At 66.5% G+C, this 25,837-nt stretch carries 24 protein-coding genes and 1 pseudogene; 18 read left to right on the top strand and 7 right to left on the bottom strand.

What is annotated here, in order from left to right; all coding sequences use genetic code 11:
• Positions 1–99 precede the first annotated feature (99 nt).
• The gene (locus CXR02_RS19565) at positions 100–855 is read right to left on the bottom strand and encodes an IclR family transcriptional regulator (protein WP_104063499.1); all 756 of its coding nucleotides are present in this window, start codon (positions 853–855) and stop codon (positions 100–102) included.
• Between the two features lie 221 nt (positions 856–1,076).
• On the opposite strand from CXR02_RS19565, the gene CXR02_RS19560 reads away from it, so the two are divergent.
• The 6 genes from CXR02_RS19560 to hutG all read left to right on the top strand — a co-directional run bounded on the left by CXR02_RS19560 (position 1,077) and on the right by hutG (position 8,119).
• Positions 1,077–2,471, top strand: a complete 1,395-nt coding sequence (locus tag CXR02_RS19560; protein ID WP_104063498.1) for an NAD-dependent malic enzyme — start codon at positions 1,077–1,079, stop codon at positions 2,469–2,471.
• 16 nt (positions 2,472–2,487) lie between these two features.
• Complete coding sequence (gene aceB, locus CXR02_RS19555) at positions 2,488–4,086, top strand: malate synthase A (RefSeq protein WP_104063497.1); 1,599 nt, start codon at positions 2,488–2,490, stop codon at positions 4,084–4,086.
• Between the two features lie 3 nt (positions 4,087–4,089).
• Complete coding sequence (locus CXR02_RS19550) at positions 4,090–5,382, top strand: aldolase (protein WP_104063496.1); 1,293 nt, start codon at positions 4,090–4,092, stop codon at positions 5,380–5,382.
• Positions 5,383–5,392: 10 nt separating this feature from the next.
• Positions 5,393–6,205, top strand: coding sequence for a bifunctional allantoicase/(S)-ureidoglycine aminohydrolase (locus tag CXR02_RS19545; RefSeq protein ID WP_058931199.1), 813 nt, complete (start codon positions 5,393–5,395; stop codon positions 6,203–6,205).
• Between the two features lie 211 nt (positions 6,206–6,416).
• Positions 6,417–7,172: an IclR family transcriptional regulator gene (locus CXR02_RS19540; RefSeq protein ID WP_181037297.1), complete on the top strand. Its 756-nt coding sequence runs from the start codon at positions 6,417–6,419 to the stop codon at positions 7,170–7,172.
• Positions 7,169–8,119 carry a formimidoylglutamase gene (gene hutG / locus CXR02_RS19535; RefSeq protein ID WP_104063494.1) on the top strand — a complete coding sequence of 317 codons (951 nt, stop codon included), beginning with the start codon at positions 7,169–7,171 and terminating at the stop codon, positions 8,117–8,119. Before CXR02_RS19540 ends, hutG begins: the two co-directional genes overlap by 4 nt.
• Before the next feature lie 303 nt (positions 8,120–8,422).
• Here the strand turns inward: hutG and CXR02_RS19530 are convergent.
• A pseudogene (locus CXR02_RS19530) lies at positions 8,423–9,130 on the bottom strand (aldo/keto reductase).
• Positions 9,131–9,313: 183 nt separating this feature from the next.
• On the opposite strand from CXR02_RS19530, the gene CXR02_RS19525 reads away from it, so the two are divergent.
• Together CXR02_RS19525 and CXR02_RS19520 are read left to right on the top strand one after the other, a co-directional pair.
• Positions 9,314–10,219 (top strand): helix-turn-helix transcriptional regulator, encoded by a 906-nt coding sequence (locus CXR02_RS19525; protein ID WP_104063518.1) that lies wholly within the window; start codon positions 9,314–9,316, stop codon positions 10,217–10,219.
• Between the two features lie 132 nt (positions 10,220–10,351).
• Positions 10,352–11,161: a carbonic anhydrase gene (locus CXR02_RS19520; protein WP_181037296.1), complete on the top strand. Its 810-nt coding sequence runs from the start codon at positions 10,352–10,354 to the stop codon at positions 11,159–11,161.
• Positions 11,162–11,165: 4 nt separating this feature from the next.
• Here the strand turns inward: CXR02_RS19520 and CXR02_RS19515 are convergent, their stop codons facing one another.
• A complete protein-coding gene (locus tag CXR02_RS19515) occupies positions 11,166–12,098 on the bottom strand; it encodes a threonine/serine dehydratase (RefSeq protein ID WP_104063492.1) in 933 nt (310 codons plus the stop codon).
• Positions 12,099–12,295: 197 nt separating this feature from the next.
• Positions 12,296–12,895, bottom strand: coding sequence for a hypothetical protein (locus CXR02_RS19510; RefSeq protein ID WP_104063491.1), 600 nt, complete (start codon positions 12,893–12,895; stop codon positions 12,296–12,298).
• Between the two features lie 433 nt (positions 12,896–13,328).
• On the opposite strand from CXR02_RS19510, the gene CXR02_RS19505 reads away from it, so the two are divergent.
• The 9 genes from CXR02_RS19505 (at position 13,329) to bcp (ending at position 22,046) form a co-directional block, all read left to right on the top strand.
• Entirely contained in the window at positions 13,329–13,970 is a 642-nt protein-coding gene (locus CXR02_RS19505; protein WP_104063517.1) for an NADPH-dependent F420 reductase, read from the top strand.
• A gap of 265 nt (positions 13,971–14,235) precedes the next feature.
• Positions 14,236–14,412 carry a CsbD family protein gene (locus CXR02_RS19500; RefSeq protein ID WP_104063490.1) on the top strand — a complete coding sequence of 59 codons (177 nt, stop codon included), beginning with the start codon at positions 14,236–14,238 and terminating at the stop codon, positions 14,410–14,412.
• 226 nt (positions 14,413–14,638) lie between these two features.
• Positions 14,639–15,439: a hydroxypyruvate isomerase family protein gene (locus tag CXR02_RS19495; protein ID WP_104063489.1), complete on the top strand. Its 801-nt coding sequence runs from the start codon at positions 14,639–14,641 to the stop codon at positions 15,437–15,439.
• Between the two features lie 22 nt (positions 15,440–15,461).
• Complete coding sequence (locus CXR02_RS19490) at positions 15,462–16,427, top strand: 2-hydroxy-3-oxopropionate reductase (protein WP_258061135.1); 966 nt, start codon at positions 15,462–15,464, stop codon at positions 16,425–16,427.
• A gap of 130 nt (positions 16,428–16,557) precedes the next feature.
• Positions 16,558–18,336, top strand: a complete 1,779-nt coding sequence (gcl, locus tag CXR02_RS19485) for a glyoxylate carboligase (RefSeq protein WP_104063487.1) — start codon at positions 16,558–16,560, stop codon at positions 18,334–18,336.
• A gap of 25 nt (positions 18,337–18,361) precedes the next feature.
• A complete protein-coding gene (locus tag CXR02_RS19480) occupies positions 18,362–19,549 on the top strand; it encodes a glycerate kinase (protein WP_104063486.1) in 1,188 nt (395 codons plus the stop codon).
• Positions 19,542–20,903: an allantoinase AllB gene (gene allB, locus CXR02_RS19475; protein ID WP_104063485.1), complete on the top strand. Its 1,362-nt coding sequence runs from the start codon at positions 19,542–19,544 to the stop codon at positions 20,901–20,903. Before CXR02_RS19480 ends, allB begins: the two co-directional genes overlap by 8 nt.
• Positions 20,904–20,914: 11 nt before the next feature.
• The gene (locus CXR02_RS19470) at positions 20,915–21,511 is read left to right on the top strand and encodes a winged helix-turn-helix domain-containing protein (RefSeq protein WP_104063484.1); all 597 of its coding nucleotides are present in this window, start codon (positions 20,915–20,917) and stop codon (positions 21,509–21,511) included.
• 67 nt (positions 21,512–21,578) lie between these two features.
• On the top strand, positions 21,579–22,046 hold the full coding sequence (gene bcp / locus CXR02_RS19465; RefSeq protein WP_104063483.1) for a thioredoxin-dependent thiol peroxidase: 468 nt from the start codon (positions 21,579–21,581) through the stop codon (positions 22,044–22,046).
• A gap of 87 nt (positions 22,047–22,133) precedes the next feature.
• Here bcp and CXR02_RS19460 read toward each other — a convergent pair whose 3' ends face one another.
• Complete coding sequence (locus CXR02_RS19460) at positions 22,134–23,231, bottom strand: D-TA family PLP-dependent enzyme (protein WP_104063482.1); 1,098 nt, start codon at positions 23,229–23,231, stop codon at positions 22,134–22,136.
• A gap of 79 nt (positions 23,232–23,310) precedes the next feature.
• On the opposite strand from CXR02_RS19460, the gene CXR02_RS22680 reads away from it, so the two are divergent.
• Positions 23,311–23,448, top strand: coding sequence for a hypothetical protein (locus tag CXR02_RS22680; RefSeq protein WP_219816455.1), 138 nt, complete (start codon positions 23,311–23,313; stop codon positions 23,446–23,448).
• A gap of 347 nt (positions 23,449–23,795) precedes the next feature.
• Here CXR02_RS22680 and CXR02_RS19450 read toward each other — a convergent pair whose 3' ends face one another.
• Both CXR02_RS19450 and CXR02_RS19445 read right to left on the bottom strand, forming a co-directional pair.
• Entirely contained in the window at positions 23,796–24,749 is a 954-nt protein-coding gene (locus CXR02_RS19450; protein ID WP_104063481.1) for a carbohydrate kinase, read from the bottom strand.
• 2 nt (positions 24,750–24,751) lie between these two features.
• Positions 24,752–25,813 (bottom strand): NAD(P)-dependent alcohol dehydrogenase, encoded by a 1,062-nt coding sequence (locus CXR02_RS19445; protein ID WP_104063480.1) that lies wholly within the window; start codon positions 25,811–25,813, stop codon positions 24,752–24,754.
• Positions 25,814–25,837: the final 24 nt, after the last annotated feature.

Raw genomic sequence — 25,837 nt, 5'->3', positions numbered from 1 at the left:
AAGCGCGAACGGACACTTGGGGCCCAGAATCCGCAGATTCCAGGGCCCCAAGTGTCCGTTCGCGCTGTTGTGGTTAAGGGCTGACGACTGCGGGACGCATCAGTTCTGGTTGAGCTCCGCCGAGATCGCCATCGCGGCCTGGCGCAGCAGCGGCACGGCGCGGTCTGCAAAACTCTGGTCCACACGGCTAATCGGCCCGGAGACCGAGATGGCGGCAGGGGTGGGCGCGTTGGGCACGGCCATCGCGAAGCAGCGCACGCCAAGCTCCTGCTCTTCCTCGTCAATGGAGTAGCCGCGCTCACGGATCAGCTTGAGGTCCGCCAAGAGGGAATCTATGTCGCCGATGCTCTTGGCCGTGGGGGTGGGCATACCGGTACGGGCCACGATGCCACGCACCACGTCGTCGTCCAGCTGGGCCAGGATCGCCTTGCCGACGCCGGTGTCGTGCGTATGGGCGCGGCGGCCCACCTCGGTGAACATGCGCATGGAGTGCAGGGACGGCACCTGGGCCACGTAGATGACCATGTCCGAATCCAGCACGGCCATGTTGGAGGTTTCGCCGAGGCGCTCCACGAGGTTCTTCAGCTGCGGGCGGGCCACGGCTCCGAGCTGCTTGCTGGCGCCTTCGCCGAGCCGGATCAGCCGGGGGCCCAGTGCGTAGCGGCGGTTGGGCAGCTGGCGGATGTAGCCAAGCGAGACCAGCGTGCGGAGCAGGCGGTGGATGGTGGGCAGGGGCAGGTCCGTGGAGGAGGAGAGCTCGCTGAGCGTCACGTCTCCGCCGGCGTCCGTGATGAGTTCCAGCAGTTCGAAGACGCGCTCGACGGACTGCACGCCTCCGGAGGCTTTTTCAGCCATTCCGTTGCCTCCTTGGGGCTCAGATTCTGACAACTCTTATCCACATCGTGAAAAGAGTTGCTTAGAACACTCAACATACAGCACCGCCGGGCCGGACGCGATGCCCCCAAACATGACCGTCAGGGGGTTGCATTTCCACTTTGCAGATAATAATATCCATAATACGAAAACATTAGGTTGCATGAGTGGTCCGGGAACGGACCCCACGAGGAGGAAATTCAATGGCGAACCCGAGCCCCGGAAATTCGATCACCCTGCGCGTCGCGGCGCCGTCCAGCTTCACCGCCACGAGTGAACTCGCTGCCGCCGTCGGCGGAGCCGGTGCAGCCATCACGGCGCTTGACGTCACCGAATCCCACCACGACACCCTGGTTGTGGACGTCACCTGCAACACCACCGACGACGACCACGCCGCCCGCGTCAAGGACGCCCTGAACGCGCTCGACGGCGTCACGGTCCAGCACGTCTCGGACCGCACCTTCCTCATGCACCTCGGCGGCAAGCTCGAGGTGGTCCCCAAGGTAGCCCTGCGCAACCGCGACGACCTCTCCCGTGCCTACACGCCCGGCGTCGCCCGCGTCTGCCTCGCGATCGCCGAGGACCCGGCAGCGGCCCGCAACCTGACAGTCAAGCGCAACACCATCGCCGTCCTCACCGACGGTTCGGCCGTCCTGGGCCTGGGCAACATCGGCCCCTCCGCGGCGCTGCCCGTTATGGAAGGCAAGGCCGCGCTGTTCAAGCAGTTCGCCAACGTTGACGCCTGGCCGGTCTGCCTGGACACCCAGGACACCGAGGAAATCATCATGATCGCCAAGGCCATGGCGCCCGTCTACGGCGGCATCAACCTTGAGGACATCGCTGCGCCGCGCTGCTTTGAAATTGAGAAGCGCCTGCGCGATGAACTCGACATCCCCGTCTTCCACGATGACCAGCACGGTACGGCCATCGTCACCCTCGCGGCCCTCCACAACGCCCTGCGCGTGGTGGACAAGAAGCTCCCCGAGGTCCGCATTGTTGTCTCGGGCGTTGGCGCCGCCGGCTCGGCCATCATCCAGCTCCTCAAGGCCCAGGGCGCGCAGCACATCGTTGCCGCCGGCCGCTCCGGAGCCATCCACTCGGGCGAGCAGTACGACGACGAGCACCGCGCCTGGATTGCCGCGAACACCAACGAGGAAGGCTTCTCCGGAACCCTGCACGAGGCCATGACCGGCGCCGACGTCTTCATCGGCGTCAGCGCCCCGCACGTGATCGGCGAGGAGCAGGTCGCCGCCATGGCCGAGAATGCGATCGTCTTCGCCATGGCCAACCCGACGCCGGAGATCGACCCTGTCATCGCGTCCAAGTACGCCGCCGTGGTGGCCACGGGCCGCAGCGATTTCCCCAACCAGATCAACAACGTGCTGGCCTTCCCGGGCTTCTTCCGGGGGCTGCTCGACGCCGGTGCGAGCGACATCACGCCAGAGATGCTGGTGGCCGCCGCCGACGCCATCGCCAACCGGGTAGCTGACGACGAGCTCAACGCGAGCTACATTATCCCCAGCGTCTTCGATCCTCATGTAGCCGCCGATGTGGCTGCCGCAGTGGCAGGCGCCGCTCACGCCGCCCGCGCTCTCTAGAAAAGGACTTACGAATATGGCTATCACTGTTACCGACCGCCAGCCGGTCGCCCGCGCCGAAGAGATCCTCACGCCCAAGGCCCTGGCCTTCGTCGAGGAGCTGCACCGGCGCTTCGCCGGAACGCGCAACGAGCTGCTTGAGGCCCGCCAGGCCAAGCGCGACGGCGTCGCCCGCACCAGCCGCCTGGACTTCCTCCCGGAGACGCAGGGAATCCGCGACGGCGACTGGAAGGTCGCCGAGGCGCCCGCCGCGCTGCAGGACCGCCGTGTCGAGATGACCGGCCCGGCCACCCCGGCCAAGATGGCCATCAACGCCCTGAACTCCGGCGCCAAGGTATGGCTGGCGGACCTCGAGGACGCCAGCACGCCCACGTGGCCCAACGTCATCGACTCCATCCGGAACCTGCGCGACGCCGCAACCGGCACCCTGGCCTACACCTCGCCCGAAGGCAAGGAATACACGCTCCGCACCGACGCGCCGCTGGCCGTCGTCGTGGCCCGCCCCCGCGGCTGGCACATGCCGGAAAGGCACCTGCTGATCGACGGCGAACCCGCCGTGGGTGCGCTGGTGGACTTCGGCCTGCACTTCTTCCACACCGCCAAGCAGCTGCTGCTCAACGGCCACGGCCCGTACTACTACCTGCCCAAGATGGAATCGCACCTCGAGGCCCGCCTCTGGAACGAGGTCTTCGTGTTCGCCCAGGACTTCCTCGGCATCCCGCAGGGCAGCGTCCGCGCCACCATGCTGATCGAAACCATCCCGGCCGCCTTCGAAATGGACGAGTTCCTTTACGAACTCCGGGACCACGCCTCGGGCCTGAACGCCGGCCGCTGGGACTACCTGTTCAGCATCATCAAGTACTTCCGCGACGCCGGCGAGGAGTTTGTGCTCCCGGACCGAGCCTCGGTGGTTATGACTGCTCCATTCATGCGGGCCTACACCGAGCTGCTGGTGAAGACCTGCCACAAGCGCGGCGCCTTCGCCATGGGCGGCATGGCCGCCGTCATCCCCAACCGCCGGCACCCCGAGGTCACCGAGGCCGCCTTCGCCAAGGTCCGTGCGGACAAGTCCCGCGAGGCCAACGACGGGTTCGACGGCTCCTGGGTGGCCCACCCGGACCTGGTCCCCACCTGCCGCGAGGTGTTCGACGCCGTCCTCGGCGAGCGCCCCAACCAGCTGGACAAGCAGCGCCCCGAGGTTTCGGTTACCGCTGACCAGCTGATCGACATCGCCTCGGCTGACGGCCAGGTCACCGAGGGCGGGCTGCGCCTGAACCTGTATGTTGCCGTCGCCTATACCGCCGTCTGGCTCTCCGGCAACGGCGCCGTGGCCATCCACAACCTCATGGAGGACGCCGCCACGGCCGAGATCTCCCGCTCGCAGGTGTGGCAGCAGATCCGCAACAAGTCCGTCCTCGCCGACACCGGAAACACCGTCACCCGCGAACTGGTCGAAAAGATCCTGGGCGAGGAAACGGAACGGCTCCGGACCGAATTCGGCGACGAGGCCTTCCGCCTGTACTACCAGCCGGCCAGCAAGCTGATCGCCGAGATCTGCCTCTCCGAGGACTACACGGACTTCCTCACCACTCCGGCCTACGAACTGGTGGGCTGAGTCATGGCGGTCTCCCCCACGCCGTCGCTCTCCGCGGCGGACCTCGCCGCCATCGACGCACAGCTGGCCGCCACCGACCAGCTGCTGGAACGTAATTACCCGGGCGACGACGGCACCCGCCAGCCCGTGCACACCGTGTACGTGCCGGCGGACCGTTTCACGCCGTCGTTCGCGGCCGACTGGGGTGCCCAGGCGCTCACGACGGCGGAGGCTCACGGCGGGCTCGAGAAGCTCGGCGCGCTGCTGGGCCAGGAGCCGGAGCTGGCTGCCACCGTCGCCGCACGGGTCGGCGCGAAGCTGCGCACGGAACCGATCGAGGACCTTCGCCTCGACTTCGAGGATGGCTTCGGCGACCGCGGCAATGAGGCAGAGGACGTGGCAGCGGTCGCAGCGGCCAACGCTGTGGCCACCGCCGTCGCGGCCGGCACCGCGCCGCCGTTCATCGGCATCCGCTTCAAGTGCTTCGAGGCGCCCACCCGCGCCCGCGGCCTGAAGACACTGGACCTGTTCGTCTCCACGCTCGCCCAGGCCGGCGAACTTCCTGCCGGACTCATCCTGACCCTGCCCAAGGTCACCACCGTGGCCCAGGTCCAGGCGATGGACTTCGCCGTGTCCCGTCTGGAGGAAGTCCACGGGCTTCCCGCTGGCCGGCTCCGCTTCGAGGTCCAGGTGGAGACGCCGCAGCTGATCCTCGGACCGGAAGGCACCTCCCCCGTGGCGCAGTTGCCGCACGTGGTTCCGGGACGCATCAGCGCCCTGCACTACGGTACCTACGACTACTCCGCATCGCTGCAGATCTCGGCCGAGTACCAGTCCATGGAGCACCCGGTGGCGGACTTCGCCAAGGAAGTCATGCAGCTGGCCGTCGCCGGAACGGGCATCCGCCTCTCCGACGGCTCCACCAACATCATCCCCGTCGGCGACGCCGTCGAGGATGCCTGGAAGCTGCACGGACGCCTCGTCCGCCGCTCGCTGGAGCGCGGCTACTACCAGGGCTGGGACCTGCACGCAACCCAGCTGCCCAGCCGATTCGCCGCCACGTACGCGTTCTACCGGCAAGGGCTTCCCGCCGCCGCGGCACGCCTGCGCACCTACGTGGAACGAGATAACGCAGACGGCACCGAAGGCGGGGTCATGGACGAACCCGCCACCGCCCGGGCCCTGGCCGCCTTCGTCCTGCGCGGCGTCCAGTGCGGCGCAGTGGGGACCGAAGAGGTCCAGGCGCTCGCCGGCGTCGAACTTTCCCAGCTGACCGCACTGGCGCACCCGCGGCTGGCACACTCCACTTCAAAGTAAGGATCCAATGATGGGCAAGTACTACTACCCCCAGGGCGGGCTGCCGCCGCAGACGCACCTCACCACGGAGCGGGCCATCGTCACGGAGGCCTATACGGTCATCCCCAAGGGCGTTATGACCGACATCGTGACCAGCACCCTGCCGGGTTTCTCCAACACCCGCTCCTGGATCCTGGCCCGCCCGATCTCCGGGTTTGCCACCACGTTCTCGCAGCTGATCGTGGAGATTGGCCCCGGCGGCGGCGCTCCGAAGGCCGAGTTTGAGCCCGGCGTTGAGGGCGTTGTCTTTGTCACCAAGGGCAAGGTCAACCTGACCCTCGACGGCGAACTGCACCAGCTGGAGGAAGGCGGCTACGCCTACCTGGCCGCCGGCGCCACCTGGGGCCTGGAGAACGTCTCCGACGACATTGTGTCCTTCCAATGGATCCGCAAGGCCTACGAGCGGCTGGAGGGCTACGAGGCAAAGTCCTTCGTCACCAGTGATGCCGAGGTGGAACCCACGGCGATGCCGGATACCAACGGCGCCTGGAAGACCACCCGCTTCACGGATTCCAGCGACCTGGCCCACGACATGCAGGTGAACATCGTGACGTTCCAGCCGGGCGGGGTAATCCCGTTCCCGGAGACCCACGTTATGGAGCACGGCCTGTACGTACTGGAGGGCAAGGCCATGTACCTGCTCAACAACGACTGGGTCGAGGTGGAGGCCGGCGACTTCATGTGGCTGCGCGCCTTCTGCCCGCAGGCCTGCTACGCGGGTGGCCCGGGCGAGTTCCGCTACCTGCTCTACAAGGACATGAACCGCCAGATCAAGCTGACCTAGGCCGCCGCTTACCGGCCGCCGCTTACCGGCTGGCTCTACCGGCTGGCCGCAGAAATCGCTGGAACCATACCGGGTCGCTGCAAATTTGCGACCCGGACATGGTTCCGGCGATTTCGCGTTAACGGCCCATTCCCACCCCGCGGAAAATAAATTCCCACGCCATGGGAACTTTTTAATGCCGTCTGTGATTCCAGCCACTAACGTCGCTCTTATGCGTACAGATCCGAGCCAGTCCGTGATATCGGAAGGCAACGCCTCGCGGTTCGTCGACATCCTGCTCGAATTCGCGCGGCACCGGACTCTGACTGCAGCCCAGATCAGCAAAACAACGGGCATCCCCGCCAGCGCCGTGTACCGGCACCTGACACTGCTGGTGCAGTCCGGGCTGGTGACGCAGGCCAGGCGCCGCGGCCAGTACAGCGCCGGCCCGGAAACCCTGCGCCTCGCCGCCAACTTCCACCAGGAGGCCATGGTCAAGGGCCGCATCTCGGAGCAGCTACAGCTGCTCTCGGATGAAACCCAGGAGCTGGCCGCCTATCTGGTGGTCCGCGGTGCGGAAGCACTGTGCGTGGATGCCATCGAAGGCCCGCAGATTCTGCGCTGCAGTTATTCGCCGGGCCGCTCGCTCCCCCTGCTGAAGGGCGCCAGCGCCATGGCCCTGCTCGCACACCTGGACCCCCAGGAGCAGAGCAGGATCGTGGCCGGGCTCGGACTCAGCTCCGAGGACGCAGACAACCTGAACCACGAGCTCCAGCTCGTCCAGGGCCGCGGCTTCGGCCTCAGCTACGGGGCGGTGGATGCGGGCGTCTGGGGCGTCAGTTTCCCCGTGTTCGACGACGGCGGACGGCTTTTGGGTGCCGTCAGCACCATGGCTCCGGCGGACCGGGCGGTCCGGCGCGAAAAGCAACTCATAGCAAGCACCCGTGACGCCGCATTGGCGCTCGGACACGGAGAAGGATCCCGATGACCAACCCCACCACCCAGCACACGTGGACGGGCCGCGACGACGGCCACGGCCCAGAGCACCGGCGCTGGCACCACGCAGTAAACACGGCCCAGGCCGGCACCACGGGAATCGCCATCCTTGGGTTCCGCAGCGATGAAGGCGTCCGCCGGAACAAAGGCCGGGTCGGCGCCGTCGACGGTCCCGCAAGCATCCGCTCCGCTCTGGCACCCATGGCGGCGCCGGCGGAACTCCTGGTCCACGACCTTGGCGACACCAGCGTTGTGGACGGAAACCTCGAGGACGGCCAGGAGCGCCTCGGTGCGGCCGTCCGCCAGGCCCTGGACGCGGGCCACCTGCCCGTCATCCTTGGCGGCGGCCACGAAACCGCCTTCGGCACGTACACGGGCCTCCGCGCCAGCCAGGTCACCGGTGGACGCCGGATCGGCATCCTCAACCTGGACGCGCATTTCGATCTCCGAGCGGAGGCCATCCCGTCCTCGGGAACACCGTTCCGGCAAGTGGCCGAAGCGGAGCAAGCCTTGGGCCACGGGTTCAGCTACACGGTGGTGGGCATCAGCCAGCCCGGCAACACCGAGGCCCTGTTCCAGACAGCCCGGGAGCTCGGCGTCACGTACCTCCTGGACGAGGAATGCACCGAGTCCAGGACTGAGCAGGTCCGGCAGTTCACGCAGGACTTCATCGACTCCGTGGACGTGGTCTACCTGACCATCGACCTCGACGTCCTCCCCGCGTACGTCGCCCCCGGTGTCAGCGCACCGGCGTCGTACGGGGTTCCGCTCTCCGTCGTCTTGGACGTATGCCGCCAGCTGGCCCGCTCCCCCAAGCTCGCCGTCGTCGACGTCGTCGAACTGAACCCCAGGTTCGACATCGACTCCCGCACGGCACGCACGGCCGCAAGACTCATCCACACGATCGCCGCAGAGCGATCCGGGCACCGGCATGCGTAGCCGCAAGCCCGCCTCCCCTCCCCAGAAACTCACGGTCAGGGCTCAGTAGCCGTCCGCGGTTCAGGTTCGATTGCCCATGCGACTTCGTGCAGGAGACTGGCCAGCCGCCGCTGGAAACGGGCCAGTCTCCTACGTGCGCGTCCGGCTTGTCGTGGTGCCACAACGGGGGCATCGGGCAGGGCACTGCGGCTGTCGTTGTTTATGAGGTGGATGACTGCCCAAGCCATCATCAGCGAATTATCCATGGTTCTCTTCTTGTTCGGTGGGGCTCTTTTGGTTTCGCACTTCCCTGGTGCGGATTGGCTACATTTGGCTGTGCGCGGCAATGGCGGGATCCCCGCCGGTGCGGGCGCCGGACTCCAGTTCCGTGATTTCGGCTACCTCCGCGGGCGTCAGCGACACGGCGGCAGCGCCCAGGTTTTCCCGCATGCGTGCGGCCTGGACCGACTTCGGGATGACGATGGTGCCCTGGCTCAGATGCCACGCGAGCACAATCTGGGCAGGTGTGGCACCGTATTTCGCGGCAAGGGACTTCACGGTGGCCGCTGCCAGATCGGCACCCTGCCCCAACGGGCTGTATGCCTCCACCGCAATGCCTAGGGAGCGGTTCTTGGCCGCCAGTTCCTGCTGCTGGAAGGCGGGGTGGATTTCGATCTGGTTGACGGCCGGGACAATATCCGCCGCCGGCAGGAGCATGTCCAGGTGGGCAGCCAGGAAGTTCGAAACGCCGATGGCGCGGATCTGGTTGTTTTGCGTACAGCTGTTCCATGGCCTTCCAAGCCTCCGTGAAGAGTCCCTGTGCGGGCACAGGCCAATGGATCAGGTAGAGGTCCAGGTACTCCGGTACGCCGCGGCAGTGTCGATGTGGCGGTAGCCGGCTTCGAGGGCGTCCTCGACGATGCGCTGCGTTTCTTCCGGCGGGACCTGGAATACGCCGAAGCCGAGTTGCGGGATCTGGACGCCGTTGTTGAGGGTCACGGTGGGGATGGTAATTTCCTGTGGCTGGGACATCATGAGTTCTTCCGGTGGTTGTGTTGTTTGCTCGAACAGCCCTGCACGGGCGGGGTTATGCATTCAACGCTAGGCACGCCGGCAGGCCGTGTCAGCAGATATGCCATTCCCTCCTTTTCCTAGGACTGGCAGTCCTACCTTCGTCACTGGAAAGCGGGGACGCCGGCTTGGACAATGGAAGGCATGGGTCAGAGCGCGGAGTTTGGAAAGTTCCTGAAGGCAATGCGGTCGCGGCTGACGCCGGAGCAGGCCGGGATAGCCGCGACCACCGGTGGCAGGCGCGTCCCCGGGCTGCGACGCGAGGAAATCGCGCGCCTTGCGGACGTGAGCACCGACTACTACACCCGGCTCGAACAAGGCCGGAACATCCACCCGTCCCGGGCGGTGATGGATTCAGTGGCGCGGGCCCTGCGCCTGGATCCTGGCGAGCAGGCGCACATGTTCGACCTTCTGGAGAACTGCGCGAAGTCCCAGCATTCACCCATTCCGGAACAGGTTGTTCGGCCGGCTCTCCGCCAACTCCTGGACGCCGTGGGCAACGTTCCCGCCCTGATCCTGGGCCGCCGCACAGATGTTCTGGCCGGCAACCGCCTGGCGTTCCTTCTGCTTGCGGAATTCCCGGCCATGCCAGCGGCGGAGCGGAACCTCACCCGCTGGATCTTCCTCGATCCGCGCTCCCACGATCTCTTCCGGGACTGGGAGACCGTGGCGGCCGAAGCCGTCGGGACCCTGCGCGCGGATATCGGCCGGCACCCCAACGACCCCCAGGCCAATCAACTCGTCGGCGAACTCGCAGTACACAGCGAACGCTTCCGGCATTGGTGGGCCGGACACCGGCTGGCAACGGGGTCCGCAGGCAGTGTTCGGCTGCACCATCCCGTCGTCGGGGACCTGGAACTGAACTTCGAAGACCTGACGCTTCCCGACGATTCAGACCAGGTGCTGCGGGTGTATTCAGCGAAGCCGGACTCGCCGTCGGCCGATTCCCTGACCCTGCTCGGCAGCTTCGGTGCCGAAGTGCCGGCCGCCGCGGCAGCCCCTCTGGCCACAGAAGACAGGGACGCGTCCGGCGCCGGCAAGGCGCCCTGACTTCCGGGAAGGACAGCGAGTCACATCCTGCGGTGGGCATCTGTGACAAGACCTGCCACCGGCCCCCGTGGTAGTCGTCGTAGGTCCGCACCGGGCTCGCCGGTGAGGATCTACACGACCCGAAGGATGGAAATGCGCAGCGCCACAGTAATGACCAGGAAGTCTTTGATAGTTGGATCCGGGCTGGGGCTGCCGGCACTTGTCACCGGCTGCAGCAGGTCCGCCGCCGGGGCCGCGGCACCCTCGCCGTCCGCCTCCGCAGCTCCCCATGCCTGGTCCTACGACGGCGCCGAGGGTCCCGAACACTGGGGCGCCTTAAGTTCCGATTTCGGCTCCTGCTCGTCCGGCACCGCCCAGTCCCCCATCGACGTCGGCGGCGGTTCGGGCCTTTCCCCGGCACCGCTCGCCGTCGACTTTTCCGCCTCGGAAGGCGAGGTCACTGACAACGGTCACACCACCGAGCTGCACGCCCTATCGGGCCAGGGCATCACGGTTGGCGGCAAGCAGTACGCCTTCAAGCAGATGCATTTCCACGCCCCGTCCGAGCACACTCTGGGCGGTGTGCGGCACGAAGCGGAGTTCCACTTCGTCCACCAGGCCGACGACGGCGGGCTGGCCGTCGTCGGGATCCTCGCCACGGTGGGGGCTACCAATGCGGCGTGGACGCCGTTTACGGACGGCGTCCCCGCCGCAGCCGGAGGGCAGAGGGTGGCGGCCGGCGTCGTGGACTTCCCGGCTCTGTTCCCGGCGTCGCTGGATCATTTCGCGTATGACGGCAGCCTGACCACTCCGCCCTGTTCGGAAGGCGTGCGCTGGCTGCTCCTCGAGACCCCCATTGAGCTGGGAGCCGGACAGCTCGCCACACTGCACGCGGCGCACGCGGGCAACAGCCGGCCGGTCCAGCCGCTCAACGGGAGGGACGTCGTCGCGGCGGACCAGTAGAATCTCAGACCGTGGCGGGGTCCGTGTTGGCGCCACAGAGGATCACGGCCACGCGTTCGCCGTCGGCCGGGACGTAGGCGCCGGCGTGCAGGGCGGCGAAAGCCGTGGCCGCGCCGTGCTCCACGATGATGCGGTACTCCTCCCACAGCAGGGAGCGGGCGGACACGATGTCCTCGTCGGAGACCAGCACGGCGCGGACACCGGTACGGACGGCCACGTCGAAGCCGATCCGGCCGATCTGCCGGGCCCCCAGGGAGTCCGCGGCGATCCCGGAGACGGCCACGTCCACGGGGGTCCCGGCCGCGAGCGCGGCGTGCAGGGTGGGCGTTGATTGGGACTCAACGCCCACCACTTTGGCCCGGCCTTCCACGGCGGCCGCGACGCCCGCCATGAGCCCGCCGCCACCCACGGCCACCACCACGGTGTCCACGTCGCCCAGCTGCTCCAGCAGCTCGGTTCCGATGGTGCCGGCGCCGGCGGCGATCTCGGGCTGGTCGTAGGCGTGGCAGTAGACCGCGCCCGTCTCGGCGGCGTAGGCCATCGCGGCGTCGTAGGCCTCGGAGTATTCGGCGCCGCGCTGGACCACGTTGGCGCCGATGTCCCAGAGCTTCTTGACCTTCACGGCCGGGGCGGTCTCGGGCACGAACACCGTGGCCGGGACCCCCACTTCCGTGGCCGCGTAGGCGTTGGCGAGCCCGGCGTTGCCGCCGGAGGCCACCACAATGCCGACGTCGTCCTTGAGTTCGCCGCGCTCCCGGCAGGCCAGGACCCGGTTGAACGCACCCCGCGCCTTGAAGGTGCCGGTGTGCTGCATGAACTCGCATTTGAGCCACACCTCGCCGGGGAATTGGCCTCGGTCAGCCGCCAGCACGGGCGTGACGCGGATCCTCCCCGCAATCCGGGCAGCGGCTTCGTCGACGTCGGTGCGTGTGATCATGGGGATATCCTCGTTCCGGGGTGGGGCTGGGTTCAACGTTCAGGCTATCGCCCGCGTGGTGTCGCCGTCGTTCCGTCCCAGTGGCTCGGCGCAAAAGCGTCCCAAGAGAGAAATGGGCCGCTTGCGCGGGCCGGGTTCGCGGCATGCCGGATTACCGGCCCTGCTGCCGGTCGTGTTCCCAGGGCCGCTTGAATTTGTTAACCGATGAAGGTGACGAGGTCTTCGCAGAAGTCGCGTCCTGCCGTGTCCGCTTGCCTGTGACTGGCCGTCTCGCCGAGGTCCCTAATGAACTCGTCGTCGGAGGGGTCAGCAGGTGTGCCGCCGTGATCCATGAGGATCGCGAACCTGAAGGTACCCGTGTCCATGAAGAGACGCGTACCGTCCGGGCCGTAGACCTTCTGGACGCCGGAGACAGCGATCTCGACGGTCAGGGTGCCATCGCCGTTGTCGGTGATTTTGTGGTCCCGTGCCTGGCCTGACTCCGTGATCGTGAAGGTCTGCTCGTTCAGGGTGTTTGTCCACACATCGGTTGAGCGGATCGGGCCCCCTCCGTATGCGAGGCCGTCGCCGTGATGAACGAAGAGGAACATCCCCTCGGCATGCCTGTCGTGTCGCACCGGGAAGTCTACGATCCCGGCGCAGAATCCGGGGAATTCTTCCTGTGCAATGGCGCTGCTGGACTCCGTAAAGTGGTCGTGCTCGAGCGGCCGCGTGGCCAACGCAGGGGCAGCCGATGCGACCGAGATTCCGATCGCGGAGATCACCGCTCCCACGGTGGCGAGTACCTTGTGCTTCATTTCATCCTCCTCGATTGGTGGCCCGCAGCAGCGAGCCAGAGATCATCTGTTCGTTGCTTGGGTGGGGATCGACGTAGAGCAGGCAACCACGGCCAGGGAATTCAGAAGCGTCACGCACAAGACAATGAGTTTGAGATTCGGCTGTGATGCCGCTCCGCCACTTTTCACAAGGGGCACCTCCACACCAAGAATGTGTCCGGAGCCCAGATCAGCGGAGTTTTCTGATGGGGAAAACGCTACTCTCAGGGCGCCGTTGGCACCAGAGTTCAACACAAGAGACACATTCCAGTTCCGTCCTCGATTCAGGCTCATGCTGTCACTTAGCGAACGCATGAATCACAGAGGAGAAGTCCCCTTGCTCGTCGGATACATGCCGGCCCTCGCAGGGCGTAACGAACGAAATATCCCTGCGGGCGCCGGTGTTGCCCCGGATATGACAACCATCGGAATCATCGGCGCAGGACACATTGGCAGCCAGGTTGCCCGCAAAGCGGTGGAACTCGGCTACGACGTGGTGATCAGCAATTCCCGCGGCCCCGAAACGCTGGCCGCACTCGTGGCAGAACTGGGACCCCGCGCCCGGGCCACGACGCCGGCCGAAGCGGCAGCGGCGGGCGATTTCGCCGTCGTGACTATTCCTTTCAGGAGCCTCGGCAGCATCCCCGTGGAGCCGCTCGCGGGGAAGATTGTGATCGATACCGGCAACTACTACTGGAAGCGCGGCGGCCATGTTCCGGCCCTCGACGCCGGTGAAACCACGTCTTCCGCACTGATCCAGGAACACCTGCCCAGGTCCAAGGTGGCGAAGGGGTTCAACCACATCCGGTACAGCGAGATCACCATGGACGGCACGCCTCCCGGCACCCCTAACCGCCGTGCCCTGGCCACCGCGAGCGACTACGCCGAGGCCAGCGAGCTCGTGACGAAGCTGTATGACGAGTTCGGCTTCGACACGGTGAACCTCGGCCCGCTCTCAGAGAGCTGGCGCGCGGAGCCGGGCCGTCCGGCGAATGTGGTGCGGCAGAACGCTGCTGAACTCAGCGAGACCCTGGCCAAGGCGCCGCGGACCGTCTGACGCTTGGCGGGAGGTGCCGGCCTGGCAGTGCGGCTCTGGTCACCCGCCCGACGACGGCTGGTTGTCTGGAGGCCGTCCGCCGGCGTCGGCGTCGCTGAAGGCCAGGACTCAGCCGCGGGACCGATACCAGAACTACCTCGATCCCCCGCATTCCCGCAGATCTTTTGGGCTGCCGACCGGTCCGTGGCGGTCATTCCTTTCTACAATTTAAGTGGCGGCATAGGCGGCAATCAGCCGAACCAGCCGCACCACAAGGAGGACCGCAATGGGTTTGGGTGACAGGATCCACAACGCCGCGGAGAGGCTTCACGGCAAGGGAAAGAAGGCCGCCGGTGAGGTCAGCGGAAGCGACCGCATGAGGGCGGAAGGCAAGGCCCGCGCAGTCCGGGCCGACCTCAAGCAAGCCGGCGAAAAGATCAGGCACGCCTTCAAGCGGCACTGAATACGATCAAACGAACGGGCGGCTCTGCCAGGAGCCGCCCGTTCTTTATGCCCGGTCGGGAAGAGTTTGCTGCCCCCACTCCCTCCCAACCCACACACCCCCTTGACTCGGGCCCCCACCTTCCCTAAACTTTTCATAAAGCAGAATCTAAATTCCACAAAGCGGAAACTCGAGAAGAGCCAGGCAAGCGGAAGATGGATCAAAGCCCTCCTCGGAAGGACCTACGATGACGTACACAGTGAACTGCTCCATCCTCTTGACGGAGCTTCCCCTGCTCGAGCGCCCCGCAGCCGCAAAAGCTGCCGGCTTTGACGCCGTCGAGTTCTGGTGGCCCTTCGACACCTCCGTCCCCACGGACGCCCAGGTCACCGGGTTTGAGAACGCCATCAAGGATGCCGGCGTCCAGCTCACGGGCCTGAACTTCAACGCCGGCAACATGCCGGGCGGTGACCGCGGCCTGGTCTCTTGGCCCGCACGTTCCACCGAATTCCTGGACAACATCGACGTCGTTGCCGGTATCGGCGAGCGCCTCGGCTGCAAGGCGTTCAACGCCCTCTATGGCAACCGCGTCGACGGCGAATCGGCGGAGAAGCAGGACGCCATCGGCGCCGAAAACCTCGCCGCGGCAGCTGCCGGCGTCGCGGGCATCGGCGGCACTGTCCTCCTCGAACCCGTCAGCGGCGCCCCCAAGTACCCGCTCCTCACGGCAGCGGACGCCCTTAAGGTGATTGCCCGCGTCAAGGAAGAATCCGGCGCAGAGAACGTTAAGCTCCTCGCGGACTTCTACCACCTGGCAGTCAACGGGGACGACGTCGCAGCCGTCATCGAAAACCATGCCAAGGACTTCGGCCACATCCAGATTGCCGACAACCCCGGCCGCGGGGCTCCCGGAACCGGCGACCTTCCCCTCGGCGAATGGATCGCCCGCAGCCGCGAACTCGGCTACGACGGCTACATCGGCCTCGAATACAAGGAACCGGCGGAAACCGCCTTCAGCTGGGCCATCCGCCAGCGCGCCAGCCGCTAGGTTTCGACAAGCTCAACCACCGGTGATCGAGCCTGTCGAGATCCAGGGTTTCGACAAGCTCAACCACCGGTATCCGCACCACCAACAGACTTTCAGTAAAGGAACCACAATGAGCAACGTTGCAGTCATCGGCCTCGGAATCATGGGCCTGCCCATGGCCATCAACCTCGTCAAGGCCGGCCACACCGTCACCGGCTTCAACCGCAGCCAGGACAAGATCGACAAGCTCGTCTCCGAGGGCGGCCAGGGTGCCACGAGCATCGCCGACGCCGTCAAGGACGCCGACGTCGTCATCACCATGGTGCCGGACTCCCCCGACGTCGAAGGCGTAGTCAGCGGCAAGGACGGCGTCTTCGCCAACGCCAAGAAGGGCACCCTCTGGATCGACGCGTCCAGCATCCGCCCGGACGTTGCCAAGCGCCTCTCCGACGATGCCAAAGAAGCCGGCATCCGCCCCCTCGACGCCCCGGTCTCCGGCGGCGAACAGGGCGCCATCAACGCCGCACTCTCCATCATGGTGGGCGGCGAGGCAGCCGACTTCGAGGCAGCACCGGACGTCCTGAACGCAGTCGGCAAGACCATCGTCCACGTCGGCCCCTCCGGCTCCGGCCAGACCGTCAAGGCAGCCAACCAGCTGATCGTGGCCGTCAACATCCAGGTCCTCGGCGAAGCAATCGCCTTCCTTGAGGCCTACGGCGTGGACACCGACGCCGCCCTCAAGGTCCTCGGCGGCGGCCTGGCCGGCTCCAAGGTCCTCGACCAGAAGGGTCAAAAGATGCTCGACCGCAACTTCGACCCCGGCTTCCGCCTGGCCCTCCACCACAAGGACCTCGGCATCGTCACCTCGGCAGCCCGCGAAGCCAACGTCGCCGTCCCCCTCGGCGCTGTCGTCGCACAGCTCGTCGCCGCAACCGTCAACCAGGGCGACGGCGGCCTCGACCACTCCGGCCTCTTCAAGCAGGTCCTGCAGCTCAGCGGCCGCAAGTAGGCTTCGCTCCCCGGTGATCGAGCCTGTCGAGATCCAGGTTTCGACAGGCTCGGTTTCGACAGGCTCAACCACCGGTTTCGCCGGGCCTCCCTTCAGCACACCCAAAAACAGACTTTTCAAGGAGTACACAATGACTAAGATGCGCACCGTTGACGCTGCCGTCGCGATCCTGGTTAAGGAAGGCGCCATTGAGGCGTTCGGCCTGCCAGGGGCGGCAATCAACCCGTTCTACTCGGCAATGCGGAAGAACGGCGGCGTCCGCCACACGCTGGCCCGCCACGTAGAAGGCGCCAGCCATATGGCGGACGGCTACTCCCGGGCCAAGGATGGCAACATCGGCATCTGTATCGGCACTTCGGGCCCTGCCGGCACGGACATGATCACCGGCCTGTACGCGGCCTGGGCGGATTCCATCCCCATGCTCTGCATCACCGGCCAGGCCCCCGTGGCCAAGCTGCACAAGGAAGACTTCCAGGCCGTGGACATCCAGACCATCGCCGCCCCCGTGACCAAGATGGCCATGACCATCATGGAGCCCGGCCAGGTTCCGGGCGCCTTCCAGAAGGCCTTCCAGCTGATGCGTTCCGGCCGTCCGGGCCCGGTCCTGCTGGACCTGCCGTTCGACGTGCAGATGGCCGAGATCGAATTCGACATCGACACCTACGAGCCCATCGTTGTCCAGAAGCCCACGGCCAGTCGCAAGCAGCTGGAAAAGGCCCTGGACATGCTGACCGCAGCCGAGCGCCCGCTGATCGTAGCCGGTGGCGGCATCATCAACGCCGGCGCCTCCGCGCAGCTGGTGGAACTGGCCGAACTGCTGAACGTTCCGGTCATCCCCACCCTGATGGGCTGGGGCACCATCCCGGACGACCACGTGCTGATGGCCGGCATGGTGGGGCTGCAGACCAGCCACCGCTACGGCAACGAGACCATGCTGGCCTCCGACTTCGTGATCGGCATCGGCAACCGCTGGGCCAACCGCCACACCGGCGGCCTGGACACCTACACGGCCGGCCGCAAGTTCGTGCACATCGACATCGAGCCCACCCAGATCGGCCGCGTGTTCTCACCGGACCTGGGCATCGCGTCCGACGCCGGTGCGGCGCTGGACGGGCTGATTGAGCTGGCACGCGAGCGCCAGGCAGCGAAGTCCCTGCCGGACTACGCCGGCTGGGTTGCCGAGTGCACCGCACGCAAGGGCTCCCTGCAGCGCAAGACGCACTTCGAGAATGTGCCGATCAAGCCGCAGCGTGTGTACGAGGAGATGAACAAGGCGTTCGGCAAGGACACCACGTACGTGTCCACCATCGGCCTGTCGCAGATCGCCGGCGCGCAGCTGCTGCACGTGTTCGGCCCGCGCCAGTGGATCAACGCCGGCCAGGCGGGCCCTCTGGGCTGGACCGCCCCGGCCGCCCTGGGCGTGGTCCGCGGCAAGCCGGACGAGACCGTGGTTGCCCTGTCCGGTGACTACGACTTCCAGTTCATGATCGAGGAGCTGGCCGTGGGCGCGCAGTTCAACCTGCCGTACATCCACGTGGTGGTGAACAACTCTTACCTGGGCCTGATCCGCCAGTCGCAGCGCGGCTTCGAGATGGAACAGAACGTGTCCCTGGCGTTCGAGAACATCAACAGCCCGGAAACCAACGGCTACGGCGTGGACCACGTCAAGGTGGCCGAGGGCCTGGGCTGCAAGGCCATCCGTGTGGAAAACCCCTCCGATCTGCCGGCGGCCTTCGACAAGGCCAAGGCACTGATGGGCGAGTTCAAGGTTCCCGTGGTGGTTGAGGTGATCCTGGAGAAGATCACCAACATCTCCATGGGCGTTGAGATCAACGCCGTGAACGAGTTCGAGGAGCTGGCCGCCCGCGGCGCGGACGCCCCCACTTCGATCATCGCCCTGCTGGATTAGTAAGAAACAGAGAGGAGGTACCGGAATGCGTGTGGTCATCGCCCCGGACAAGTTCAAGGGCTCGCTGTCCGCCCCCGACGTCGCCGCCCGCCTGAGCGCGGGACTGCAGTCAGCTGTGGCGGACCTTGAGACCACACTCATTCCGGTGGCCGACGGCGGCGAGGGAACCCTCGACGCCGCCGTCGGCTCCGGCTTCACCCGCCGGACCGCCACGGTCACCGGCCCCACGGGCCAGCCGGTCCGCGCCGACTTCGCGGTCCGCGGCCGGGAGGCCGTGATCGAAATGGCCGCGGCATCCGGGCTCGCGCTGCTGCCCTCTGTCATCCACGGCGGCGGCCCGGACTCCGGAACGGCCACCACCGCCACCAGCCTGGGCACCGGAGAACTCATCCGTGCCGCCCTGGACCTGGGCTGCCGGCAGATCATCCTGGGCGTTGGCGGCAGCGCCAACACCGACGGCGGCGCCGGCGTCCTGCAGGGCCTCGGCGCGGTCTTCCTCGACAATGAGGGCAACGAGCTCCCCGGCGGCGGGGCCGCCCTGGCCCGCCTGGACCGGATCGAATTCTCCGGCCTGGACGTCCGGCTGGAGGACGCCCGCTTCACTCTGGCGTCCGACGTCGACAATCCCCTGCTGGGGTCCAGCGGCGCCGCCGCGATCTTCGGACCGCAGAAAGGCGCGACCCCGAGTGACGTCGTCGCCCTCGACGCCGCCCTGGCGAACTTCGTCTCGGTCCTCGCCGGCGAGATCGGCACCCGCGCCGAGCGGGCCGCCGTCGCACCCGGTGCGGGAGCAGCCGGCGGCGTCGGCTACATTGCCATCGCGGCGCTGGCCGCGGCACGCAGGCCCGGCATCGACGTCGTCCTCGAATTCACTGGACTGGAGCAGCGGCTGGCCGGCGCGGACCTGGTGATCACCGGCGAAGGAAGCCTGGACGAGCAGAGCCTGCTCGGCAAAACGCCCATGGGTGTGGCACGCGCGGCGGCACGTGCCGGAATCCCTGTGATTGCCGTCTGCGGCCGCAGTACGCTGAGCCCGGAACAACTCACCCAAGCCGGATTCAAAGCCGTTCACGCCCTGACCGATCTTGAGTCCAATGTAGAAAAATGTATGGCCGAAGCAGGCCCGCTGCTTGAACAATTAGGTAAGCACATCGGCGTGCACTTGCCTACGAGTGCAGCGCGTACCGACACCAAGGAGAACGTCCATGTCTGAAGAAACCACCCCGGCGGCCGGCTCGTTTGACCTCGTCATCCGCGGCCAGCGCATCCTCACCACCGCCGGCATCACCGCCCGCGAAGTCGGCATCCGCGGCGGCGTGATCGTCGCCATCGAACCTTTCGGCAACGGCCTCACCGGCACGCAGGTCATTGACCTGGCCGACGACGAAACGCTCATCCCCGGCCTCGTGGACACGCACGTCCATGTCAACGAGCCCGGCCGCACCGAGTGGGAGGGCTTCGCCTCCGCCACGCGTGCCGCCGCCGCCGGCGGTGTCACCACCATCATCGACATGCCGCTGAACTCCATCCCGCCCACCACCACGGTGGAAGGCCTCAAGCTCAAGCGCGAGGTTGCCGAGGACCAGGCGTTTGTGGACGTCGGATTCTGGGGCGGCGCCGTACCGGGCAACAAGAAGGACCTCCGCGGCCTGCATGACGAGGGCGTGTTCGGCTTCAAGTGCTTCCTGCTGCACTCCGGCGTGGACGAGTTCCCGCACCTCGAAGCGGACGAGATGGAGGAGGACATGGCCGAGCTCAAGTCCTTCGACTCGCTCATGATCGTCCACGCCGAGGACTCCCACGCGATCGACCGCGCCCCGCACCCCGGCGGCGACCACTACGAAACGTTCCTGGCCTCCCGTCCCCGCGGCGCCGAGAACAAGGCCATTGCCGAGGTCATCGAGCGCGCCCGCTGGACCGGCGCCCGCGCCCACATCCTGCACCTCTCGTCCTCCGATGCGCTGCCCATGATCGCGAGCGCAAAGCGCGACGGCGTCCACCTCACCGTGGAGACGTGCCCGCACTACCTCACCCTGATGGCCGAGGAAATCCCCGACGGCGCCACGGCGTACAAGTGCTGCCCGCCGATCCGTGAGGCCTCCAACCGCGAGCTGCTCTGGAAGGGCCTGCAGGACGGCACCATTGACTGCATCGTCTCGGACCACTCCCCCTCCACCCTGGATCTGAAGGATCTGGAAAACGGCGACTTCGCCGTGGCCTGGGGCGGCGTCTCCTCACTGCAGCTGGGGCTGTCCCTGATCTGGACCGAGGCCCGGCACCGCGGCATTACCCTGGAACAGGTGGTTTCCTGGATGGCTGAGAAGCCGGCCGCGCTTGCCCGCCTGCACAACAAGGGCCAGCTTGCCCTCGGCTACGACGCGGACTTCTCCATCTTCGCGCCGGACGACGCGTTCGTCGTCGACGTCACCAAGCTCAAGCACAAGAACCCCATCACGCCCTACGACGGCAAGGCACTCTCCGGCGTCGTACGCAAAACGTTCCTTCGCGGCAACGAGATCGACGGCCGCACGCCCAGCGGCAAGCTGATCCGCCGCGGCGGCGTCTGAGGCGCAGCGCGATGGCCGTCAACGTCCATGCCCCGCGGCCGCGGCTTCAGCCGCGCGGCCTGGCGGTATGGCTCCAGCCCTGTGAAGGCGACGACATCGACCCGGCGGTCTGGGCCGAAGCCGCCAAGGCGGTCCTGGCGCGTGCCCGCCGGCTTGCTCCGGAAGCCGAAGTCCACGTGTGGAGTGCGGCCGGAACGGCCGGCGCTGATGTTCCGGAAACGACGTCCGACGCCGGAAACGGCACCGCCGCCGTCGTCGCCCCGCCAGTCTCCCTGGCCGGGCGGCGGAGCATCGTGGCCGTGGATCTTGCCGCGGACACCGTCCTTCTGGATGGTGTCCCGGTCAGCTTCACCCACATGGAATTCAGCCTCCTGAGGTACCTCGTGGAAAACCAGTCGCGGACGATTCAACGTGAAGAACTGCAACGCGTCCTCGAGTCCCTGGACTGCCCCGGCGCGGCATTCCGCTCCATCGACGTGTATGTTGGACGCGTCCGGCGCAAGCTGGGATCGGCCCGCCACGCCATCGCAACAGTGCGCGGCGGCGGCTACCAGTTTGTGCCCGGACCGGGCAGCACGGTCCGCGGACCCGCGGAATACTGCATCTAGGCAGCCCGTTGCACCCATAGATTGATCGCCTGCCATGGCGGTTGCCCCACAAGTCAAGGATCGAAACATGACCCAGAAACTCCTCGCCGGAACCCAGGCCCCCGATTTCGCCCTGCTCAACGCCGACGGCCAGAAGGTCTCCCTGTCCGATTACCGCGGACGCAACGTCATTGTGTACTTCTACCCGGAAGCCGCCACCCCCGGCTGCACCACCGAGGCCTGCGACTTCCGCGACAACCTCGCCAGCCTGCAGTCCTCAGGCTACGAGGTCCTGGGCATCTCCCCGGACTCGCCGGAGAAGCTGGCAGCCTTCACCGGCGACTTCGCCCTGACATTCCCGCTGCTCTCCGACGAAAACCACGCAGTGGCGCTGGCCTACGGCGCCTGGGGCGAAAAGCTCGTCAACGGCGAAGTGGTTGACGGCCTGGTCCGTTCCACCGTGGTGCTCGACGCCGAAGGCAACGTCACGCTCACGCAGTACCAGATCAAGGCCCAGGGCCACGTCGCAGCACTTAAGGCAGAGCTCGGCATCTAAAGAAACCTGCGCGAACGGACACTTGCGGCCCTAGCCGAGCGGACGCACGACGGCGGGACCTCCCCCGTCGTAGCTGCTTCTTGCGGGTTATTTGTTGCGTCCGCGTGCAGCCACGCGCCAGCGGTCCACGATTTCGCCGCCGCTGACCACGGTGACTTCGTCGACGAGATTCATGGCAATGCAGACGTGATTGGGGACCACACGCAGCCGGTCTCCGAGAGCCGGCAGCGTTGCCTCCGCCGGCCAGACGACGGTGGCGTGGTGTTCTGACAGTGCGCTGATTCGCGCTTCCGGGTGGTCAAGGAGCCGCCCGAAGCCGGTGGCCCAGCCGGGCCTGTCCCCGCCGAGGATTTTGCTGCCGGAGTCCAGGATGACCCTTCGCGGTATGAGGTCGGTGCCTTCATGCCGGCTGACGACTGTTGCCGCGATGGTCAGTGCGATGTCTTCTGCCGCACAGCGATCCAGTTCCAGTTGTTGGGCATCCCCGAAGACGTACACGCCAGGCCGGACTTCTGTCGCTCCGGACGTGCCGGTGAGGGTGGCAGTGGGCGTGGACCCGCCGCTGCGGTGGGTAATGGGGAAACCTGCGGCCTCAAGCAGGTCGGCGGCATTGCCGAGGGCCAACCGTTCCTCATCCGCAGCCTTTAGCGGCATGCCGGGAGCATAGCTGTGTCCCGGAAACGTGAAAATTCCCGTTACGCTCAGCCCTGCCCGCGCTGCGGCCTGGGCAACGTCGACAGCGGCGTCCGGTGCTATCCCGCTGCGGTGGTGGCCGCTGTCGATCTCCAGCAGCACTTCAATCTCACCGATGGCATCGCCCAGGGACGCCGCCATGGTTTCGGCTGCTTCCCTCGAGTCCAGACCTACTGCGATCCTGGCTTTTGTTGCAAGGCGCTGGAGCCGTTCAGCCTGTCGGGGACCGACCCAGAGTGGATACGCGATGAAGATGTCTTTGGCCCCGTGCTCCGCAAAGACCTCGGCCTCTCCGAGCGTGGCCACTGTCAGCCCGACGGCTCCGGCTGCCAGCTGCATTTCAGCGATTTCGGGCACTTTGTGCGTCTTGACATGTGGCCGAAGGTGCAGGCCCTTGGCCCGGACCGCAGTTGCCATGCGGTCGATGTTTCGCTGGAGCACGTCCCGGTCGATGATGATCTCGGGTGTGTCGATTTCCGCTGGGATGGTCATCTTTACACTTTATGCGACAGGCGCCCTCGCATACTCTATGTATACAACACCACCCGTCGGGGGGACTGAAGGAGATGCAATGCGCAAACCAGAGCTGGAGTTCCACGAACCGCTCGTCGGCTGGCGGAAGGCAAACGGCGACGCGGAACACGGAATTTGGGAACAGATCCTCGCTGCGGACCCGACCAGCGGAGACTCGACCCTGCTCCAGCTATGAGCCCGGCGCCGACACCATAGCCAGCGGCGTGATTGTCCACGACTACTGGGAGGAGGTCATGATTCTCTCGGGCGAACTCACTGATGTGACACTCGGGAAGACGTTTACCACCGGCATGTATGCGTGCCGTCCACCGGGCATGCGTCACGGACCCTACCTCAGCGGCGCCGGCTGCAGCATGCTCGTTGTTGTTCGTCCGCAGCCAGATACACGTGTGTGAGATCTGGCTCCATGGTTGTGGTGTGACGGCTGTTGGCATCACCGCCGGAACCCTGCGCGAACGGACACTTGGGCCCCTGGTCGACCGGACGCACGACGGCGGGACCTCCCGCCGTCGTCCGCTTTCGTTAATGCCCCAACGGGGTCCGCAACGGAAAAGACAGCGGACCAAGTTCAGCCGAGTGGGGTGGGTTTGCCCCTGGCTTGGAGCAGGTGATCGCCGCGGCGCGGTTAGCGTGGGCGGCGAGCCCGTGCAGTTCATCGCGGGATAGGCTCTGGAGCCTGTCCCGCGCGCCGGCCCCGAGCGCTGCGAGCTGGTCCAGACCGGAGATGAGCGCGGCCATGAAGGAGTCGCCGGCGCCCACGGTGTCTGCCACGGAGACGGGTTCGGCTGCCATTTCCGCCCTCCCCTGGCGGGCAAGAATGACCGGGCCTGATGCGCCGCGCGTCAGGGCTACGAGTGCCGGTCCGAGTTCAAGCCAGGCTGCCAGGCTTTCCTCCGACGTCCGGTGCGGATAGAGCCAGGCGAGGTCCTCATCGCTGGCCTTGACGATGTCGCTCACGGCGACGAAACGCTCCGCCTGCGTGCGGGCCGCGGCCACATCGGGGCAAATCGCCGGCCGACAGTTGGGGTCGAAACTGGTCGTCGCCCGCTCGCGGGCGGCCTCCAGCAGTCCAAGCGTGGCCTTTTCACCGGGCGCCAGCACGGCCGCGATCGATCCCGTGTGGACGTGGGTGGAACCTTGGACCGCGGCCAAGGCCGGAAGCGACGCCCCATTGATGTCCCAGCTGATGTTGAAGGCATAGATGGCCGCCCCATCCGGACCGAGCGTGGCGGCCGCCGTTGACGTGGGCGAACTGCCGCCCCGGACCACACTCACGCCATTGGCCTTCAGGTGCCCCTCGATCATGTCCCCATGCGGATCACCGGCATAGTGCGTCACAAGGCTCGTCGCCAAGCCCAGCCGGGCCACGCCCACAGCCACGTTGAGGGGACTACCTCCCGGGTGGGGCTGGACCACCCCCGGCCGGCGGGGGTCGCTGATGATGTCCACGAGCGATTCGCCGATAACGGTGATCATGTTCAACGGCCCGGGTAGACGACGGCTTTGAGCTGGCCGGTCTGCTTGCCCGCTTTCAGGGCTTCTTCGGACTCGGCGAGGGTGAATTTCCCGGTGACGAGGATATCCAGATCCACCTTTCCATCGGCGATCAGTTGGATCGCCAGCGGCCAGGTGTTGGTGTAGCGGAACACACCGGAGAGCCAGATTTCCCGGTTCTGGATGTATGAGACTGGAAGCTCGACGTCGTCCGCCCCCAAACCGACAAGGATGACCCTGCCGGCCGGCCCGACGGCCTTGATCCCTGAACGGACAGCCTGCGATGCGCCGGAAGCGTCAATGAACGCGTCGACGTCGAGCCCTTCCACACTGTCCGTCTTGGCGTTGAGCGCGTGCGTTGCGCCGTGTTCGAGCGCGAAGGCGAGCCGGTCCTCGGCGATGTCAGTGATGTAGATTTCGGTGGCGCCGAACGCGCGTGCGGCCTGGGCGGCGATGATGCCGATCGGGCCGGCGCCGGCGATCAGGACCCGGCTGCCCGGTTTGATTTCCGCTCGCTCGCAGGCCCACAGCCCCACGGAAAGGGGTTCGATGAGGGCGGCCGCCTCGTCGCTGACACTGTCCGGGATGTCGTAGGCGAAGTCGCTCTGGATGGTGACGTATTCGGCGAAGGCGCCGTCGATCGGCGGAGTGGCGTAGAACTCGATGTCCGGGCACAGGTTGTAGCGGCCGGCCTTGCACTGTTTGCAGGTGCGGCAGGGGCGCTGGGGTTCGACGGCGACGCGGTTGCCGATGCGGGCGGGGTCAACGTCGCTTCCGACGGCGGCGATCCGGCCGGAGAGTTCGTGGCCCAGGATCAGCGGGTGGTCCACCACGTAGTCGCCGATCCGGCCGTGTTCGTAGTAGTGGACGTCGCTGCCGCAGATGCCGACGGCGGCCACCTGCACCAGGACCTGGTCGGCGTCGAGCTGCGGCAGGGGCAGCGTTTCCATGATCATGTCACCTTGGCGCTTCAGAACGGAGGCGCGCATGGTGGCTGGCAGTTCGGCGGGGGCCAGGATGGTGGACTGGGCGGTTGATGCTGTCATCGAAGTGGTCCTTTCGGGAATTCG

This window comes from Arthrobacter sp. 4R501, assembly GCF_002929755.1.
Lineage (GTDB): Bacteria > Actinomycetota > Actinomycetes > Actinomycetales > Micrococcaceae > Arthrobacter.
This window is presented reverse-complemented; position numbering and strand designations above follow the sequence as displayed.